The 16,482-nt window shown below is 71.9% G+C and carries 18 protein-coding genes; 8 read left to right on the top strand and 10 right to left on the bottom strand.

The window, feature by feature from the left end:
* Positions 1-13: 13 nt before the first annotated feature.
* Positions 14-496, bottom strand: coding sequence for a Rieske (2Fe-2S) protein (locus JOF36_RS28615; protein ID WP_210033074.1), 483 nt, complete (start codon positions 494-496; stop codon positions 14-16).
* 194 nt (positions 497-690) lie between these two features.
* On the opposite strand from JOF36_RS28615, the gene JOF36_RS28610 reads away from it, so the two are divergent.
* Positions 691-1,269, top strand: a complete 579-nt coding sequence (locus tag JOF36_RS28610; RefSeq protein ID WP_210033073.1) for a hypothetical protein — start codon at positions 691-693, stop codon at positions 1,267-1,269.
* Between the two features lie 155 nt (positions 1,270-1,424).
* Positions 1,425-2,534: a dual-specificity RNA methyltransferase RlmN gene (rlmN, locus tag JOF36_RS28605; RefSeq protein WP_210033072.1), complete on the top strand. Its 1,110-nt coding sequence runs from the start codon at positions 1,425-1,427 to the stop codon at positions 2,532-2,534.
* 7 nt (positions 2,535-2,541) lie between these two features.
* On the opposite strand, the gene JOF36_RS28600 is transcribed toward rlmN, so the two are convergent.
* From JOF36_RS28600 to JOF36_RS28585, 4 genes are read right to left on the bottom strand one after another with little or no spacing between them, the layout of a single operon-like run.
* Positions 2,542-3,669, bottom strand: a complete 1,128-nt coding sequence (locus JOF36_RS28600; protein ID WP_210033070.1) for an ABC transporter ATP-binding protein — start codon at positions 3,667-3,669, stop codon at positions 2,542-2,544.
* Positions 3,670-3,699: 30 nt separating this feature from the next.
* Positions 3,700-4,575: a carbohydrate ABC transporter permease gene (locus JOF36_RS28595; protein ID WP_210033068.1), complete on the bottom strand. Its 876-nt coding sequence runs from the start codon at positions 4,573-4,575 to the stop codon at positions 3,700-3,702.
* Complete coding sequence (locus JOF36_RS28590; RefSeq protein ID WP_210033066.1) at positions 4,575-5,513, bottom strand: carbohydrate ABC transporter permease; 939 nt, start codon at positions 5,511-5,513, stop codon at positions 4,575-4,577. The genes JOF36_RS28595 and JOF36_RS28590 overlap by 1 nt, the downstream gene beginning before the upstream one ends.
* Positions 5,510-6,901, bottom strand: a complete 1,392-nt coding sequence (locus tag JOF36_RS28585; RefSeq protein ID WP_210033065.1) for an ABC transporter substrate-binding protein — start codon at positions 6,899-6,901, stop codon at positions 5,510-5,512. The genes JOF36_RS28590 and JOF36_RS28585 overlap by 4 nt, the downstream gene beginning before the upstream one ends.
* A 207-nt stretch (positions 6,902-7,108) precedes the next feature.
* Between JOF36_RS28585 and JOF36_RS28580 the strand changes: the two genes are divergently transcribed.
* Entirely contained in the window at positions 7,109-8,089 is a 981-nt protein-coding gene (locus JOF36_RS28580; protein ID WP_210033064.1) for a LacI family DNA-binding transcriptional regulator, read from the top strand.
* Between the two features lie 6 nt (positions 8,090-8,095).
* Here the strand turns inward: JOF36_RS28580 and JOF36_RS28575 are convergent, their stop codons facing one another.
* Positions 8,096-9,166, bottom strand: a complete 1,071-nt coding sequence (locus tag JOF36_RS28575) for an ATP-dependent DNA ligase (protein ID WP_210033055.1) — start codon at positions 9,164-9,166, stop codon at positions 8,096-8,098.
* Between the two features lie 102 nt (positions 9,167-9,268).
* Between JOF36_RS28575 and mug the strand changes: the two genes are divergently transcribed.
* Positions 9,269-9,829, top strand: coding sequence for a G/U mismatch-specific DNA glycosylase (mug, locus tag JOF36_RS28570; protein WP_210033047.1), 561 nt, complete (start codon positions 9,269-9,271; stop codon positions 9,827-9,829).
* A gap of 5 nt (positions 9,830-9,834) precedes the next feature.
* On the opposite strand, the gene JOF36_RS28565 is transcribed toward mug, so the two are convergent.
* The 3 genes from JOF36_RS28565 to JOF36_RS28555 all read right to left on the bottom strand — a co-directional run bounded on the left by JOF36_RS28565 (position 9,835) and on the right by JOF36_RS28555 (position 11,340).
* Positions 9,835-10,020 carry a hypothetical protein gene (locus tag JOF36_RS28565; protein ID WP_210033045.1) on the bottom strand — a complete coding sequence of 62 codons (186 nt, stop codon included), beginning with the start codon at positions 10,018-10,020 and terminating at the stop codon, positions 9,835-9,837.
* Between the two features lie 71 nt (positions 10,021-10,091).
* On the bottom strand, positions 10,092-11,063 hold the full coding sequence (ligD, locus tag JOF36_RS28560; RefSeq protein ID WP_210033043.1) for a non-homologous end-joining DNA ligase: 972 nt from the start codon (positions 11,061-11,063) through the stop codon (positions 10,092-10,094).
* A 16-nt stretch (positions 11,064-11,079) separates the two neighbouring features.
* Positions 11,080-11,340 (bottom strand): DUF2631 domain-containing protein, encoded by a 261-nt coding sequence (locus JOF36_RS28555; protein WP_210033040.1) that lies wholly within the window; start codon positions 11,338-11,340, stop codon positions 11,080-11,082.
* A gap of 86 nt (positions 11,341-11,426) precedes the next feature.
* Between JOF36_RS28555 and dxr the strand changes: the two genes are divergently transcribed.
* Genes dxr through JOF36_RS28540 form a run of 3 tightly spaced genes read left to right on the top strand, consistent with a single transcriptional unit; the run spans position 11,427 to position 14,370 of the window.
* Complete coding sequence (gene dxr / locus JOF36_RS28550; protein ID WP_210033038.1) at positions 11,427-12,572, top strand: 1-deoxy-D-xylulose-5-phosphate reductoisomerase; 1,146 nt, start codon at positions 11,427-11,429, stop codon at positions 12,570-12,572.
* Complete coding sequence (locus tag JOF36_RS28545) at positions 12,569-13,885, top strand: M50 family metallopeptidase (RefSeq protein ID WP_307862635.1); 1,317 nt, start codon at positions 12,569-12,571, stop codon at positions 13,883-13,885. Before dxr ends, JOF36_RS28545 begins: the two co-directional genes overlap by 4 nt.
* Entirely contained in the window at positions 13,882-14,370 is a 489-nt protein-coding gene (locus tag JOF36_RS28540) for a phosphatase domain-containing protein (protein WP_210033035.1), read from the top strand. The genes JOF36_RS28545 and JOF36_RS28540 overlap by 4 nt, the downstream gene beginning before the upstream one ends.
* Positions 14,371-14,811: 441 nt before the next feature.
* On the opposite strand, the gene JOF36_RS28535 is transcribed toward JOF36_RS28540, so the two are convergent.
* Positions 14,812-15,201 (bottom strand): hypothetical protein, encoded by a 390-nt coding sequence (locus tag JOF36_RS28535; protein ID WP_210033027.1) that lies wholly within the window; start codon positions 15,199-15,201, stop codon positions 14,812-14,814.
* A gap of 42 nt (positions 15,202-15,243) precedes the next feature.
* Here JOF36_RS28535 and ispG point away from each other — a divergent pair, with 42 nt between their 5' ends.
* Positions 15,244-16,401: a flavodoxin-dependent (E)-4-hydroxy-3-methylbut-2-enyl-diphosphate synthase gene (gene ispG, locus JOF36_RS28530; protein WP_210033025.1), complete on the top strand. Its 1,158-nt coding sequence runs from the start codon at positions 15,244-15,246 to the stop codon at positions 16,399-16,401.
* Positions 16,402-16,482: the final 81 nt, after the last annotated feature.

Genomic DNA, 16,482 nt, shown 5'->3' with positions numbered 1-16,482 from the left:
GCGGGGGCACCGGTCACGCGAGGGTGACCGAGCCGTCGGCCACGGTCACCGGGCGCTGGGCGAGGGGCTGCTGCGCGGGGCCCTGGACGACCGCGCCGTCGAGGGCGAACCGGCTCCCGTGGCACGGGCACAGGATCGCGCCGTCGGTGATCGAGCTGACCGCACAGCCCTGGTGCGGGCAGATCGCGGACAGGCCGGTGAACTGCCCGGCCGCCGGCTGGGTGACGACGATCTGCTCGTCGGCGTAGACCTTCCCGCCGCCCACCGGGACCTCGGAGGCCGGGCCGAGCGAGGTGCCCGGGGCGCCCTCGGGGGCGTCACCGGCCTGCGCCTGCCCACCGGTGTCGTCGGTGGTGGTGCCGGCGCCGCTCCCGCACGCGGCGACCGCGCCGATCGCGGCCACGCCGGCGCCGGCGAACACCGCGCGGCGGCCGATCGAGGGCGGGCCCGCAGTGGCGGGCGCGTCGACGGGAACGGTCTTCTCGGGGAGTGTCATCGTGCTCCTCGCGGGGGGCCGGGCCGTGACCCGGTGTGTGGTGGTGGGACGGGCGGAGCTCGCCGACCCCCACCCGCGCACGGTCAGCGTCGCACGACGTCCGATGTCCGGTCGGCGGGACCCGCGCGACGACCGCCGGACGCGCCCGGGGGAGTGGCGGCGAGCGGGCGACCGGTCTCGCTACCGTGGACGCCATGCCGTACACCACGCGCCAGTCCTCGCTCGGTGTGCCCGCGCCGAGCCTGGAGATCGTCCTCGCCATGCTGGCCTGGACGGTCGGGGCCGGCGGCCTCGCGAGCGGGTTCGGCACCGTGCTCGTCGCACTCGGGCTGTTCCTGACCGCGTACCTGTGGATCGTCCGCCGCCGCAACGCGGCGATGGCGGTGACCCTGCACCCCGAGCGCAAGCGCCGGATGCAGCGGCTGATCATCGTCGGGGTGGCCGGGATCGTGCTGCTGCCCTCGCTGCTGAGCCTGGTCGGCTACGGCGAGCTCTCGATCGCGGTGTCCGCCGCGCTGATCGGCGTGCTGCTGATCCAGGCGTCCACCGTGCTGGAGGAGCGCAGCCTGGTCGCCACCGGGGCGCTGGTGCTGCTGATCTCCGCGTTCGGCGCGTTCCTGGCGCTGAGCTGGACGGGGCAGGGCACCGGGGCCTCGCAACCGGTGATCGGCATGGGTGCGGGACTCGTGCTGTGGGTGGCGGCGATGCGCAGGCTCGGCATCCTGGAGGACCTCTCGCGCCGCTACAACCTGCGGCTGCCGGGGCTCCGCTGAGCGGAGCTTGCGGCTGCGAACATCGGCGCTGAGCGGAGCTTGCGGCTGCGAACATCGGTGCTGAGCGGAGCTTGCGGCTGCGAACATCGGTGCTGAGCGGAGCTTGCGGGAGCGAACGTCTGTGTGCTGAGCGGAGCTGGCACACTGGAGGCGTCATGTCCAGCCTTCCGCTCGTCTTCGACGCACCCCGCCGCGGCACGCCGCCCCGCCATCTCGCCGACCTCGACCCGGCCGACCGGGCCGCCACCGCTGCCGAACTCGGCCTGCCGAAGTTCCGGCTCGACCAGCTGGCCCGGCACTACTTCGGGCGCCTCACCGCCGATCTCGAGGCGATGACGGACCTGGGCTCCGACGCCCGGGAGAAGCTGGCGGCCCTGCTGCCGCCGCTGGTCACCCCGCTGACCGAGAAGGCCTGCGACGGCGGCGCCACCCGCAAGACGCTCTGGCGTGGTCACGACGGCGTGCTGGCCGAGTCGGTCCTGATGCGCTACCCGGACCGGGCGACCGTCTGCATCTCCAGCCAGGCCGGATGCGGGATGGCGTGCCCGTTCTGTGCCACCGGTCAGGGCGGGCTGGAGCGCAACCTGTCGACGGGCGAGATCGTCGACCAGGTGCGCCGCGCCGCCGCCGCGGCCCGCGACGGCATCCTCGACGAGCCGACCCGGTTGTCGAACGTCGTCTTCATGGGGATGGGCGAGCCACTCGCGAACTACAAGCGGGTCGTCGCCGCGGTCCGCCGCATCACCGAACCGGCCCCGAACGGACTGGGCATCTCCGCCCGTGGCGTCACCGTGTCGACCGTCGGCCTGGTCCCGGCGATCGACCGGCTGCGCGACGAGGGCGTCCCGGTCACCCTCGCGATCTCCCTGCACTGCCCGGACGACGAGCTGCGCGACACCCTCGTCCCGGTCAACAACCGCTGGAAGGTCGCCGAGGTCCTCGACGCCGGCCGCCGTTACGCCACCACCACCGGGCGCCGGGTCTCGATCGAGTACGCCCTGATCCGCGACGTGAACGACCAGCCGTGGCGGGCCGACATGCTGGCGAAGGTGCTCCGCCAGCACATCGGCACCTCCCGGGTGCACGTCAACCTGATCCCGCTGAACCCGACGCCGGGCAGCGAGTGGGACGCCTCCCCGAAGCCGGTGGAGGAGGAGTTCGTGCGTCGCGTGCGCGCGGCAGGCGTCGCGTGCACCGTCCGGGACACCCGGGGCCAGGAGATCGACGCCGCCTGCGGGCAGCTCGCCGCCTCCCACCCCGGCTGACGGCGCGCTACAGCCGCTCGCCCGACTCCGGGTGGAACAGGTGCAGTCCCTCCACCGACGGCGTCAGGGCGACCCGGTCGCCGCGCCGCACCCCCGAGCGCCCGGCGGTCCGCACCACGACGGTGTCCTCGCCCGACCCGCTCAGCGCCGAGGAGTGGTCGGACAGGTCCCCGGTCGCCTCGGCCAGGACGCCGTAGAGGAAGGCGTCCGATCCCAGCTCCTCCACGACGTCGACCCGGGCCGGGATGCCCTCCCCGCCGCCGGCGCCGACCGACCACTGCTCGGGCCGGATCCCCAGCGTCACCTCGGTGATCCGCTGCGCGCCGATCGTGGCACGCACGTCACGCGGCAGCGCCACCTCGCGCCCGGCCAGCCGCACCCCGCGCTCGGTCAGCGGCACGGTGAACAAGTTCATCGAGGGCGAGCCGATGAACCCGGCGACGAAGGCGTTCGCGGGCCGGTCGTACAGGTCGGCAGGAGTGGCGAACTGCTGCAGCTTCCCGTCGGCGAGCAGCGCGACCCGGTCGCCCATCGTCATCGCCTCCACCTGGTCGTGGGTGACGTAGACGGTGGTGACACCGAGCCTGCGCTGCAGCGAGGCGATCTCGGTGCGGGTGGAGACCCGCATCTTGGCGTCCAGGTTGGAGAGCGGCTCGTCCATCAGGAAGACCCGCGGCTCCCGCACGATCGCCCGGCCCATCGCGACCCGCTGGCGCTGACCGCCGGACAGCGCGCGCGGCTTGCGGTCCAGGTAGTCGGTGAGCCCGAGGATCGCGGCCGCCTCGCGGACCTTCTCGGCCTGCACCGACTTCTCCACGCCCGCCATCCTCAGCGGGAACGCGATGTTCTCGCCGACGGTCTTGTTCGGGTACAGCGCGTAGTTCTGGAACACCATCGCGATGTCCCGGTCCTTCGGCGGCACGCCGACCATGTTCTCGCCGTCGATCCGGATCGCGCCGCCGTCGATCTCCTCGAGCCCGGCCAGCATCCGCAGCGCCGTCGACTTCCCGGAACCGGACGGCCCGACCAGGACGACGAACTCGCCGTCGGAGACGGTCAGGTCCAGCCGGTCGACCGCGGGCTTCGCGCCCGCGGTGTAGATCCGGCTCGCCTGGTCGAACACCACGTCAGCCACGGCGGGCTCCCATCTCGAGATCGGGGGACATCACTTCACGGCGCCGAAGGACAGGCCCTGGACCAGCTTGTTCTGCGCGATCCAGCCGGCGATGACGACCGGCAGCGCGGCCACCGTGGCGGCGGCGCACAGGCTGGCGAAGTACAGGCCCTCGGAGGTGATGAACCCGACCAGGTACACCGGGACGGTCGCGGCCCGGGACGCGGTCAGGTTCACGGCGAAGAAGAACTCGTTCCAGCTGAAGATCATGCAGATCAGCGCGGTGGCGGCCATCCCGGGTGACACGATCGGCAGCACGACCTCGCGCAGCGAGCGGCCGAGCGAGGCGCCGTCCATGCTCGCCGCCTCCAGGAGCTCGCGCGGGACCTCCAGGAAGAACGAGCGCATCATCCACACCGCGATCGGCAGGTTCATCGCGGTGTAGAGGACGATCAGCGTCCAGATGTTGTCGAGCGCACCGAGGTAGTTCACGACGACGTAGATCGGGACGATCGCCGCGACGACCGGCAGCATCTTCGTCGAGATGAAGAAGAACAGCACGTCCTGAGTCTTCTTCACCGGGCGCAGGCTCAGCGCGAACGCGGCCGGGGTGCCGAGCAGCAGCACCAGCAGCGTCGACACCACGGTCGCGAACAGCGAGTTGAGCAGGTACGGCCCGACCCCGCCCTCGAACACCTCGACGAAGTTGGCCGTGGTCGGCGCGAAGAACAGCGTCGGCGGGTCGGTGTAGGCGTCGGCCTCGGTCTTGAACGCGGTGAGCACCATCCACAGCACCGGGAAGAAGAACCCGATGCCCACGATCCAGGCGAGCACCGTGAGCAGCGCTCCCGCCCCGCGCCCGGTCCGGCGCGGGCTCGGTGCGGTGGTGGTCGCGGTGCCGGTGGCAGCGCTGGTGGCGGCCGTCATCACGCCTCCTCGGCGGCGGAGAAGCTGCGGAAGATCAGGCGCAGGGCCAGGGTGGCGACGATGATCGTCGCGACCACGGTGACCACGCCCATGGCGGCGGACTCACCGATGTCGAAGCCCAGGAACGCCCGCTGGTAGATGTAGAAGGGCAGGTTCGCCGACGCCGTCCCGGGCCCGCCCTGGGTCATCATGTAGATCGTGTCGAACGTGTTGACCAGGTAGATCGCGCCGAGCACGACACCCAGCTCGATGAACCGGCGCAGGTGGGGCAGGGTCACCTCGCGGAACACCGCGAAGCTGTTCGCGCCGTCCATCCGGGCGGCCTCCAGGACCTCCTGCGGCTGGGAGCCGAGCCCGGCCAGGATCAGCAGCATCATGAACGGCGTCCACTGCCAGACCAGCGCGATGATCACCGCGGCCCGCGGGAACGTCGAGACCCAGTCGGTCTGGCCCGCGCCGAACGGCCCGAGCACGAAGTTGACCAGGCCGTAGGTCGGGTCGAACATCACGGTCTTCCACAGCAGCGCCCCGGCCACCGGGGTGATCAGGAACGGCGTGATGATCAGCGTCCGGACGAGGCCGCGGCCGAGGAACGCCCGGTTCAGCAGCAGCGCGATCGCCAGCCCCAGGATCATCGCGATGAACACCGCGCCCAGGGTCAGGATGATCGAGTTCAGCGCGACGCCGCGGAACTGCGAGTCGGTGAAGACGGTGACGTAGTTCTCCAGCCCGACGAACCGCTGGCTGCCGGGGCGGACCAGGTTCCAGGACTGCAGCGAGTACCAGATCGTCACCAGGAACGGCAGCTGCGTGACGATGATCGTGAAGACCAGCGCGGGCATCAGCGGCGCCCGGCGGATCCAGCCCTCCTTCCGCTGGTTCCCGCGCTCGGCCGGCCGGTCGGGCGGTGCCTGCGGCTCGGTGTCCGTGGCGGTCACGAGTCGGCTCCTTGCTGCTGGTAGCTCTCTCCGACGGTCTCGGCGTAGTTCTGGGCCTGCTCCAGCGCCTCGTCGACACTCTGCTGGCCGGCGATCGCGGCGGAGATCTGCTGGCTGACCCGGGTCCCGAGGTCCTGGAACTCGGGGATGCCGACGAACTGCAGCCCGGTGTAGGGGACCGGGTCGCGGGTCGGCCGGTCCTGGTCCGCGGCGTTGATCGCGGCCTGGGTCTGCGGACCGTAGGCCTGTGACGCCTCGACGTACTCCGGGATCTCGTAGGTCGACTTCCGGGCGCCGGGCGGGACCGAGGTCCAGCCCAGCTCCTCGCCGACCATCCGCTGGTAGGGCTTGGAGGTCATCCAGGACAGGAACCGCCAGGTGGCGTCGACCTGCTCGGGCCCCTTCTCCGCGGTCGTGCGCGGGATGGCCAGCGCCCACGAGTAGAGCCAGCCGGACGGGAGCCCGTCGACGCCGGTCGGGGCGGGGGCGTAGCCGACGTCGCCGACGACGCGCGACTCCTCCGGGTTCTCCAGCAGGCCCGCGGCGACGGTGGCGTCGAACCACATCGCGGTGTTGCCCTGGCTGAACTGGGTGCCGCACTCGGAGAACCCGGAGCCGGCGGCGCCGGCCTGGCCGGACCGGCGGACCAGGTCGACGTAGAAGTTCGCGGCCCGGCGGACCTCGGGCGAGGTCAGCTGGGCGTTCCACTGCTCGTCGTACCAGCGGCCGCCGAAGGAGTTGATCATTGCGCCCAGCGGGGCCATCACCTCGCCCCAGCCCGGCTTGCCGCGCAGGCAGATCCCGGCCCGGTTCTGCTCCCGGTCGGTGAGCCGGTCGGCGAACCCGGCGACCTGCTCCCAGGTCGGGTTCGCCGGCATCGTCAGCCCGGCCTGGGCGAACAGGTCCTTGCGGTACATCAGGAACGCCGACTCGCCGTAGAACGGCACCGAGTACATGTGGCCGTCCGGGCCGGAGAGCGCGTTCCGGATGCTGGGCGTGAAGTCGTCCTGGTCGTAACCGGGCGTCTGCGCCATCAGTGGATCGAGATCGACCAGCCAGCCGTTGCGGGCCCACTGCGGGGTCTCGTAGTTGCTGATCATGACCGCGTCGAACTCGTCACCGCCGGTGGCGACCGACGCGGTGATCTTCGCCCGGGCCTCGTTCTCGGAGAGGCTGACGAAGCGGAGCTTGATGTCCGGGTTCTCCGCCTCGAACCGCGGGCTCAGCTCGATCGCGTCCTCCATCTGCGGGTTGGACACGATCGCGATGGTCACGATCCGGGCGCCCTCGGGCAGGCCCAGGGTCCCGGCTCCCGCGCAGCCGGAGAGCGCCAGGGAGAGCACGGCCAGGAGCGCGACGACGACCGGACGCGACCGGCGGGCCCTCATGCGGGCCGGTCCTCTCCGGCGGCGTCCGATCGGTACGACAGTCGGTTCACGGCTGTTCCCCTCGGCGTCGAGGTTCTCCCGACCGGTGTGATCTGTAACACCGTGGATCGGCGGACGGGAGTACGGTATGCGCGGAGCAACCGCTTGCGCAACCGCTTGCCTGTAGTCTGTGCCCGTTCCGTGACAGGGGGGTGTGCGATCGCGACCATGGCCGAGGTCGCCCGGCTCGCCGGGGTCTCCACCGCGACCGTCTCGCACGTCCTCAACGGCACCCGCCCGGTGCGCGAGCGCACCCGCCGCGAGGTGCTCGCCGCGATGGAGCAGGTCCGCTACACGCCGAACGCCGCCGCCCGTTCGCTGGCCACCGCCCGGACCCGGACGCTCGGTCTCGCGCTGTCCGCGATCTCCAACCCGTACCTGGGCGAGCTCCTGCACGCCGTCGAGGAGGAGTGCGCCGAGGCCGGCTACACCCTGCTGCTCGCCGACCCGCACGACGATCCCGGCTACGAGGCGACGGCCGTCGCCCGGTTGCGCAGCCGCGTCGACGGGGTGCTCCTCGCACCGTCCGGCGACTCGGCGGCCACGCTCGAGGCGCTCGCCGCCCAGCAGGTGCCGACCGTGCTCGTCGACCGGATGCTCGGCGCCGACCACGACGAGGTCGGCGCCGAGAACGTCGAGCCGGTCGCCGGGCTCGTCGAGCACCTCGCCGCGGCCGGGCACACCCGGATCGGGTTCGTCGCCGGGCACGCCGGGCTCGCCACCACCGACGAGCGGCTCGACGGCTACCGGCTCGGGCTCCGTCGTGCCGGGCTGGACTACTCGCTCGTCGTCGAGGGGCACTCCGAGGCCGAGCCGGCCCGCCGCGCCGTCGGGGAGCTGCTGGGCACCGCGCAGCGCCCCGGCGCACTGATCACCGGGAACAACGCCATGACGATCGGCGCCGTCCAGGCCGCGCACGACGCCGGCCTGCGGATCCCCGGCGACGTCGCGCTCGCCGCGTTCGACGACTTCCCGTGGGCCGACGCGTTCAGCCCGCGCCTCACCGTGGTCGCGCAGCCGTTCGCCGAGATCGGCCGGGAGGCGGTGCGGCTGCTGCTGCGGCGCATGGAGTCGCCGGGCGCCGCACCGCGCTCGGTCCGGCTGCCGACCCGCTTCGTGCACCGGGCCTCCTGCGGCTGCGGGCCGTGATCCCTGTCAGCCCTTGCTGGCCAGCACCTCGGCGAGGTCGAAGCGCACCGGGTGTTCCAGCTGGTCGTAGGTGCAGGAGGCCGGGTCGCGGTCCGGGCGCCACCGCACGAACTGCGTGGTGTGCCGGAAGCGGGCGCCCTCCATGTAGTCGTAGCGCACCTCGACCACCTGCTCGGGCCGCAGCGGCACGAAGGACAGGTCCTTGCCGGCGTTCCACCGGCTCGTCTCGGACTTGCGCGGGGTCCGCTCGCCCTCGAGCTGCTTCGCCCAGGCCCACGGGTGCTCGTCGAAGTCGGTGACCAGCGGCTGCAGCTCGGTCATCAGCTCGCGCCGCCGGGCCATCGTGAACGCGCCGACCACCCCGACCGAGACCAGGGTGCCGCGCTCGTCGTGGAGCCCGAGCAGCAGCGACCCGACGGCGTCCGGCCCGGACTTGTGCACCCGGTACCCGGCGACGACGCAGTCCGCGGTCCGCTGGTGCTTGACCTTCGTCATCACCCGCTTGTCGGGCTGGTAGGTGCCCGCCGGGTCCTTCGCGATCAGCCCGTCCAGCCCGGCGCCCTCGAACGTCTCGAACCAGCGCTGCGCGGTGCCGGTGTCGGACGTGATCGGGGTGAGGTGCACCGGCGGGCCCGCGTCGGCCAGCGCGTCCTCGAGCCGCGCGCGCCGCTCGGCGAAGGGGCGATCGGTGAGATCCTCGGATCCCAGCGCCAGCAGGTCGAACGCCACGAACGACGCCGGCGTCCGCGTCGAGAGCAGCGTCACCCGGCTGGCGGCGGGGTGCACGCGCTGCTGCAGCGCCTCGAAGTCGAGCCGGTTGCTCTCGAGATCGGCGACGACGATCTCGCCGTCGATCACCGAGCGCGGCGGGAAGTGCGCCTTCACCGCCTCGACGACGTCGGGGAAGTACCGGGTCATCGGCCGCTCGTTGCGGGAGCCGATCTCGACCTCGTCGCCGTCCCGGAAGATGATCGAGCGGAAGCCGTCCCACTTGGGCTCGTAGAGCCGTCCGTCGGGGATCGACGGCGCGGGCTTGGCCAGCATCGGTTTCACCGGAGGCATCACGGGCAGGTCCACGGTGGGCAGTCTCCTCTCGGGCAGGGGTGCGGGCATCCCGGCTCGCCCGTACGGGGTGGACCGGCCGGGCGCGGTGAACTCAGCGGTGGGGACACTGGAGCGGTGGGACGACTGCCCGATCGCGACGAGCTGGACCGCGCCCGCGGGCGGACGATCCCGGACGTGCTGCCCGGGCCGGACGACCCGCCGCTGCGGGTGCTGTTCTGCGGGATCAACCCGGGCCTGGTCTCCGCGGCGACCGGGCACCACTACGCGCGTCCGGGCAACCGGTTCTGGCCGGTGCTGCACGAGTCCGGACTCACGCCGCGCCTGCTGACACCGGGGGAGCAGGGGCTGCTCGCCGGGCTGGGTCTGGGGATCACGAACATGGCGCCGCGGGCGACCGCGCGGGCCGACGAGCTGACCGACGACGAGCTGGTCGCCGGCGGGGAGCGCCTGCGCCGCCTGGTCGGAGACCACCGTCCGGGCTGGCTGGCGGTGGTCGGGATCGGCGCCTACCGGACCGCGTTCGGCCGCCGTGGCGCCGTGGTCGGGGAGCAGGACGACCGGCTGGGCGACAGCCGGATCTGGGTGCTGCCCAACCCGTCCGGGCTGAACGCGCACTGGTCCCGGGCGGCGATGGTCGCCGAGTTCGCCCGGCTCCGCGGCGCCGCCGAGCGGTGACCGGGTCAGCGCTGCGGATCCGGCGGGGTCGTCGCACGCAGGAACAGGCCGAGCGCGCCCCCGACCGCCAGGAGCACCAGCAGCCACCACCAGGCACCGGTGAGCGTCCAGACCGCGCAGCCGACGACCAGGCCGCCGCCGACGCCGTAGCCGAGCCGGTTGAGCTGCCGCTTACGGAACCCGTCCTCCACGCCGCCGATCCTGCCAGGTGCCGGGAACGGTGCGTCCGGTGCCGCGACGGGCATCCGGGTGATCGGCGGGATCAGCCCTCGTCGAGGTCGGGCAGGTCCGGGGGAGGGGCGCCGTCGCGGGCGTCCCGGTCCGCCCATTCCAGCAGTGGGTGCAGGGTGAAGACGGCCTCGTCGATCCCGGCGTGCAGGTCGCCCAGCTCGTCGTACCGGGCCGGCATCGTCGCGATCGTGAAGTCACCGGGCTCGCAGTCGTCGATCTCGTCCCAGCGCACCGGGGCGGACACCCGCGCGTCCGGGGTGCCGCGCACCGAGTAGGCGCAGGCGATCGTGTGGTCGCGGGCGTTCTGGTTGTAGTCGACGAAGATCTTCGACGGGTCCCGGTCCTTGCGCCACCAGGACAGGTCCACGCGGTCGCAGCGCCGCCCGACCTCGCGGGCGAACGCGTGCGCGGCCCGGCGGACGTCGGCGAACCCGTGCTCGGGCGGGATGCGCACGTAGACGTGCAGGCCGGACCCGCCGGAGGTCTTGGGGAAACCGGTGGCTCCGAGCTCGTCGAGCACCTCGTGCACCACCCCGGCGACGCGGCGGACGTCCGCCCACGACGCGTCCGGCATCGGGTCGAGGTCGATCCGCCACTCGTCGGGGGACTCGACGTCGGCGGCGCGGGAGTTCCACGGATGGAACTCCACGGTGGACATCTGGACCGCCCAGATCACGTCGGCGAGATGACCGACACACAGCTCGTCGGCGGTGCGGTTGAAACGCGGGAAGTGCACCCGCACCGTGCGGACCCAGTCCGGGGCGCCGCGCGGCAGCCGCTTCTGGTGCACCTTCTCCCCGGTGACGCCGGTCGGGAAGCGGTGCAGCATGCAGGGCCGCTCACGCAGCGCGCGGACGATCCCGTCGCCGACCGACTCGTAGTACGCCGCGAGGTCCCGCTTGGTCTCACCGCGGTCCGGGAAGTAGACCCGGTCCGGGCTGGACAGCCGCACGACGCGGTCACCGATCGTCAGTTCGACCGGTTCGCCCGCGCCTGCGGCCATCGGGGGTCAGCTCGGGTCAGTGCCGCCAGCTGCGCCGCTTGTAGATCGGGTACGCCACCGCGCCCACCAGGCAGACGGCGGCCGGGATCGCCATGTAGAGGATCTCGGTCCAGCTGGCCGAGTGGCCGATCAGGAACAGCAGCAGGATGATGCCGGTCGATCCCGCGGCGATCGGGATGCCCTTGGTGAAGTTCTGGTGCCAGCCCCAGTCGACCGAGGGCTCCTCGGCCGGGTCGACACCCGACCGGACAGCGACCTCGCGTACGTTGCTCGCCACGTGCTTCCTCCCGCTACGACCGATTCGACCACCTGGGGGTCGGGGTCATCGTCGCACAGCCGGGCGGCCGAGGATGATGTGCGGTGATGAAGTCACTCGTCGTGTTGGGCAGCACCGGGTCGATCGGCACCCAGGCCCTCGATGTGATCACGCAGGCCGGTGGGTTCACGGTCGCCGGGCTGGCCGCGGGCGGCTCGGACGCGCCGCTGCTGATCTCCCAGGTGCGTGAGCACCGCGTCCCCCGGGTGGCGGTGTCCTCCGCCGACGCGGCGGCCCGGCTGCGGGCCGAGCTGCCGGGCGTCGAGGTGCTGGACGGTCCGTCCGCTGCCGCGGAGCTGGTGACCGCGTGCGGCGCCGACGTCGTGCTCAACGGCATCACCGGCTCCCGCGGTCTCGGGCCGACCCTGGCGGCGCTGGGGACCGGCGCCCGGCTGGCCCTGGCGAACAAGGAGTCCCTCGTCGCGGGCGGTCCGCTGGTGCTCGCGGCGGCCGCGCCCGGCCAGATCGTGCCGGTCGACTCCGAGCACTCGGCGCTGGCCCAGTGCCTGCGCGGCGGGCGGGAGGCGGAGGTGGAACGCCTGGTGCTGACCGCGTCCGGCGGGCCGTTCCGCGGGCGCACCCGGGACGACCTGGCGGGCGTCACGGTCGAGCAGGCGCTGAAGCACCCGACCTGGGACATGGGCCCGGTCATCACGATCAACTCGGCGACCCTGGTCAACAAGGGGCTCGAGGTCATCGAGGCGCACCTGCTGTTCGGTGTCCCGTACGACCGGATCGACGTCACCGTGCACCCGCAGTCGATCGTCCACTCGATGGTGACCTTCGCCGACGGCTCCACGATCGCACAGGCGTCCCCGCCGGACATGCGGTTGCCGATCGCGCTGGCGCTGGGCTGGCCGGACCGCATCGCCGGCGCCGCACCCGCGTGCGACTTCACCGCGGCGCACACCTGGACCTTCGAGCCGTTGGACGACGACGCGTTCCCCGGCGTCCGCCTCGCCCGCGCCGCGGGGGGACGGGGCGGCTGCCTGCCCGCCGTCCTCAACGCCGCCAACGAGGAGCTCGTCGAGGCCTTCGTGGCCGGGCGGATCGGCTACACCGGCATCACCGACCTGCTCGAAGGCGTGCTGGAGGCGGCCGACACCTGGACGGGTGACCCGGCTACCGTGGCGGACGTGCTGGCGGCCGAGGAGTGGGCCCGCGCCCACGCGCGGGAGAAGGCGGCGTCGTGACCGTTCTGTGGACGATCGTCGGGATCGCGATCTTCTTCTTCGGGTTGCTCGTCTCGATCGCGTGGCACGAACTCGGCCACTTCGCCACCGCCCGCTGGTTCGGGATCAAGGTCCCGGAGTTCATGGTCGGCTTCGGGAAGACCGTCTGGTCGGTCAAGCGGGGCGAGACCGAGTACGGCGTCAAGGCGATCCCGCTCGGCGGCTACGTCCGCATGATCGGCATGCTGCCGCCGGCGCCCGGGCAGGGGCGGCTCGGCCGCAGCCGGCGCACCGGGCCGTTCCAGGGGCTGATGGACGACGCCCGGGCGCAGTCGCAGATGGACGTCCTGCCGCAGGACGCGGACCGGCAGTTCTGGACGCGTGCGCCGTGGAAGCGGATCATCGTCATGTTCGCCGGGCCGTTCATGAACCTGATCCTGGCCATCGGATTGTTCGCCGGAATCCTGATGGGGATCGGTATCCAGGCCGGTGGGACCCAGGTCAGTGCGGTGAGTGAGTGCGTACTCCCGGCAACGGCGTCCGCGCCCGTGGACGACCGGTGCCCGGCGGGAGCGCCGCTCGCCCCTGCAGCGGCGGCCGGAATGCTCCCGGGCGACCGGATCGTGTCCCTCGCAGGCCGGGAGTACGGCCCGAACGACGGCATGGAACTGCGTGAGGCGATCCGGGTCACCTCCGGACCGACCCCGATCGTGGTCGAGCGCAACGGCCAGCGCCTGCCGCTGACCGTCGACGTCATCGAGAACCAGGTCGCCGATTTCGCCGACCCGGACCGGGCCGTGACCGCCGGTTTCCTGGGGGTCGGCCTGCTGCCCGGCGACTACGTGCAGCAGAGCCCGGGTGAGGTCGTCGAGTACATCGGCGGGGTTGTCGCGGGCACCGCCGAGGCGATCACTCAGATCCCCTCCCGGGTACCCGCCCTGTTCGGCGCGGCGTTCCTCGGCGAGGAGCGGAGTGACGACAGCCCGATGGGCGTCGTCGGCGTGTCTCGGATCGGCGGCGAGATCCTGGCCCAGGAGGACGCACCCTGGCAGCAGGACGTGGGCCTGTTCCTCAACATGCTGGCCGCGGTGAACGTCTCGTTGTTCCTGCTCAACCTGCTGCCGATCCCGCCGCTGGACGGCGGCCAGATCGTCCCCGCGATCTGGGAGTCGATCAAGCGGAACACCGCGCGTGCGTTCGGCAGACCCGATCCCGGCCCGGTGGACGCGGCCAAGCTGCTGCCGTTCGCCTACGTCTTCGTGCTGGTGTTCCTCGGCTTCTCGGTCGTGGTCGCGATCGCCGACATCGTCAACCCGGTGCGGATCTTCGGGTGAGTCCTGCGAGCCACCCGCGTCCACTGGCGGTCTTCGACATCGACGGCGTGCTCGCCGACGTCTCGCACCGCCTGCACTTCCTCGATGTGCACCGGTGGGAGAAGTTCTTCGCCGCCGCGCACGCCGACCCGCTGCTCGACGAGGGCGCCGATCGGTTGGAGGAGGCCCTCGACCACTACGACGTCGTGTACCTGACCGGGCGCCCGGAGCGGAACCGGCGGCTGACCGAGCGCTGGCTCGCCGGGTTCGGGCTGCCCACCGGGCCGCTCTACATGCGCCCCGACGACGACCTGCGCCCCGCCCGCTACGTCAAACGCGAGGTGCTGCGGGGCCTGGCCCGGGAGCGGGAGATCGCGATGATCCTCGACGACGACCCGGCCGTCGTACGGACCCTGGAGGCGGACGGGTGGCCGGTCGAGCTGGCGACCTGGCTGCCGCACTCGTCGACGCTGCAGGACGCGCAGGAGAACCAGGGACGGACCTGAGTCGAATCGCCGCGGTCGTCGGGTCATTCATCCGAGAATGACGGAGCCCCGGCGACGTGACTGAGGTCAGAGGTCCACCGGGGCTTTCTGCGGACCAGGTTACACGAGGCCGGACAGCCATGGAAGAAAGCGACCAGGAGACCCTGGCCTGGGTGGAGTGGTGGCTGAGTAGTCCTCGCTTCGCTGTATACCGCGTAGCCGCCGGGGGCGACGCCCGTCACGCTCTCGAACTCTACGAGTGGAACACGAGGCTGGGGGCCGCACTGATGCACGATCTCGCTCATCTCGAGGTCGGGCTGCGCAACGCGTACGACCGTGCGCTCGAAACCCTTCCCGGCTTGCCGGAACACTGGACCGCGTGCGGAAACCAGGTCTTCGCGCCGTTACGTCGTACCCGGAGGCGGCGTTCCGCAGGGGGCGCAGTCCGCACGACCGTCGACATCAACGCACGGTCTCGAGCTTCGCTGGAGCATGCGCGGCGGGAGGTGGGACGGGCAGCGCCACCAGGGAAGGTCGTCGCCCAGCTGTCGTTCGGATTCTGGCGCTACCTGACGTCTGCCGCACGAGGTGACGTTGTGGCGACCGGCGCTGCACCGTGCCTTCCCACGCGGGACGGAACGGCGTGACGTCGATACGCGCATCGGCCGGCTGCACCAGCTCCGTAATCGGGTGGCGCACCACGAACCACTGCTCACCGTGGACGTCATGGCGAGCGCTGACGACGTCCGGCACCTGGCCGGGCTCCTCCACCCGCGGCTGCGCGAGGACCTCGACCGTGCGGGAGCAGATGAATCGCAGGCGGTGACGGCGGTACGGGGTGCGTCCGCTCACGGGGTACGGCGGGCTCTCGACGCCGATGGGATAGTGAGGGTCGTGAACGTCTCCCTGGGTATGCCGTCCGCGCCCGCGCCGACCCTGGCCCCGCGCCGGAAGACCCGGCAGCTGCAGGTCGGCCCGGTCGGTGTCGGCTCCGAGCACCCGATCTCCGTGCAGTCGATGACGACCACCCTGACCTCCGACGTCAACGCGACGTTGCAGCAGATCGCCGAGCTGACCGCGGCCGGTTGCGACATCGTCCGGGTCGCCTGCCCGTCCGCCGACGACGCCGAGGCACTGCCCGCGATCGCGCAGAAGTCGCAGATCCCGGTGATCGCCGACATCCACTTCCAGCCGAAGTACGTCTTCGCCGCGATCGAGGCCGGCTGCGCCGCGGTCCGGGTGAACCCCGGCAACATCCGCAAGTTCGACGACCAGGTCCGCGAGATCGCCCACGCGGCGCGCGACCACGGCACCCCGATCCGGATCGGGGTCAACGCCGGCTCGCTGGACAAGCGGCTGATGGAGAAGTACGGCAAGGCGACCCCGGAGGCCCTCGCGGAGTCGGCGATGTGGGAGGCGGGCCTGTTCGCCGAGCACGACTTCCACGACATCAAGATCTCGGTGAAGCACAACGACCCGGTCGTCATGGTGCGTGCCTACGAGCTGCTGGCCGAGCAGTGCGACTACCCGCTGCACCTCGGCGTCACCGAGGCGGGCCCGGCGTTCCAGGGCACGATCAAGTCCGCGGTCGCGTTCGGAGCGCTGCTGCGCCAGGGGATCGGGGACACGATCCGGGTGTCGCTGTCCGCGCCGCCGGTCGAGGAGATCAAGGTCGGGCAGCAGATCCTCGAGTCGCTGAACCTGCGGCCCCGCAAGCTGGAGATCGTCTCCTGCCCGTCCTGCGGGCGCGCCCAGGTCGACGTCTACAAGCTCGCCGACGAGGTCACCGCCGGTCTGACCGGCATGGAGGTCCCGCTGCGGGTGGCCGTCATGGGCTGCGTCGTGAACGGCCCGGGGGAGGCCCGCGAGGCCGATCTGGGTGTCGCGTCGGGCAACGGCAAGGGGCAGATCTTCGTCAAGGGCGAGGTCATCAAGACCGTGCCCGAGCACAAGATCGTGGAGACCCTCATCGAGGAGGCCATGCGGATCGCCGAGGACATGGGTGAGCCCGTCGACGGTGCTGCGGGCGAGCCTCAGGTGACGGTCGGCTGAGATTGCCGGAGCGAGCATGTGCGCTGAGCGGAGGGTGCGGAGCGAGTGTCTGCACTGAGCGGGGCGAGCATGTGCGCTGAA

This window comes from Pseudonocardia parietis, from assembly GCF_017876315.1.
Taxonomy (GTDB): domain Bacteria; phylum Actinomycetota; class Actinomycetes; order Mycobacteriales; family Pseudonocardiaceae; genus Pseudonocardia; species Pseudonocardia parietis.
This window is presented reverse-complemented; position numbering and strand designations above follow the sequence as displayed.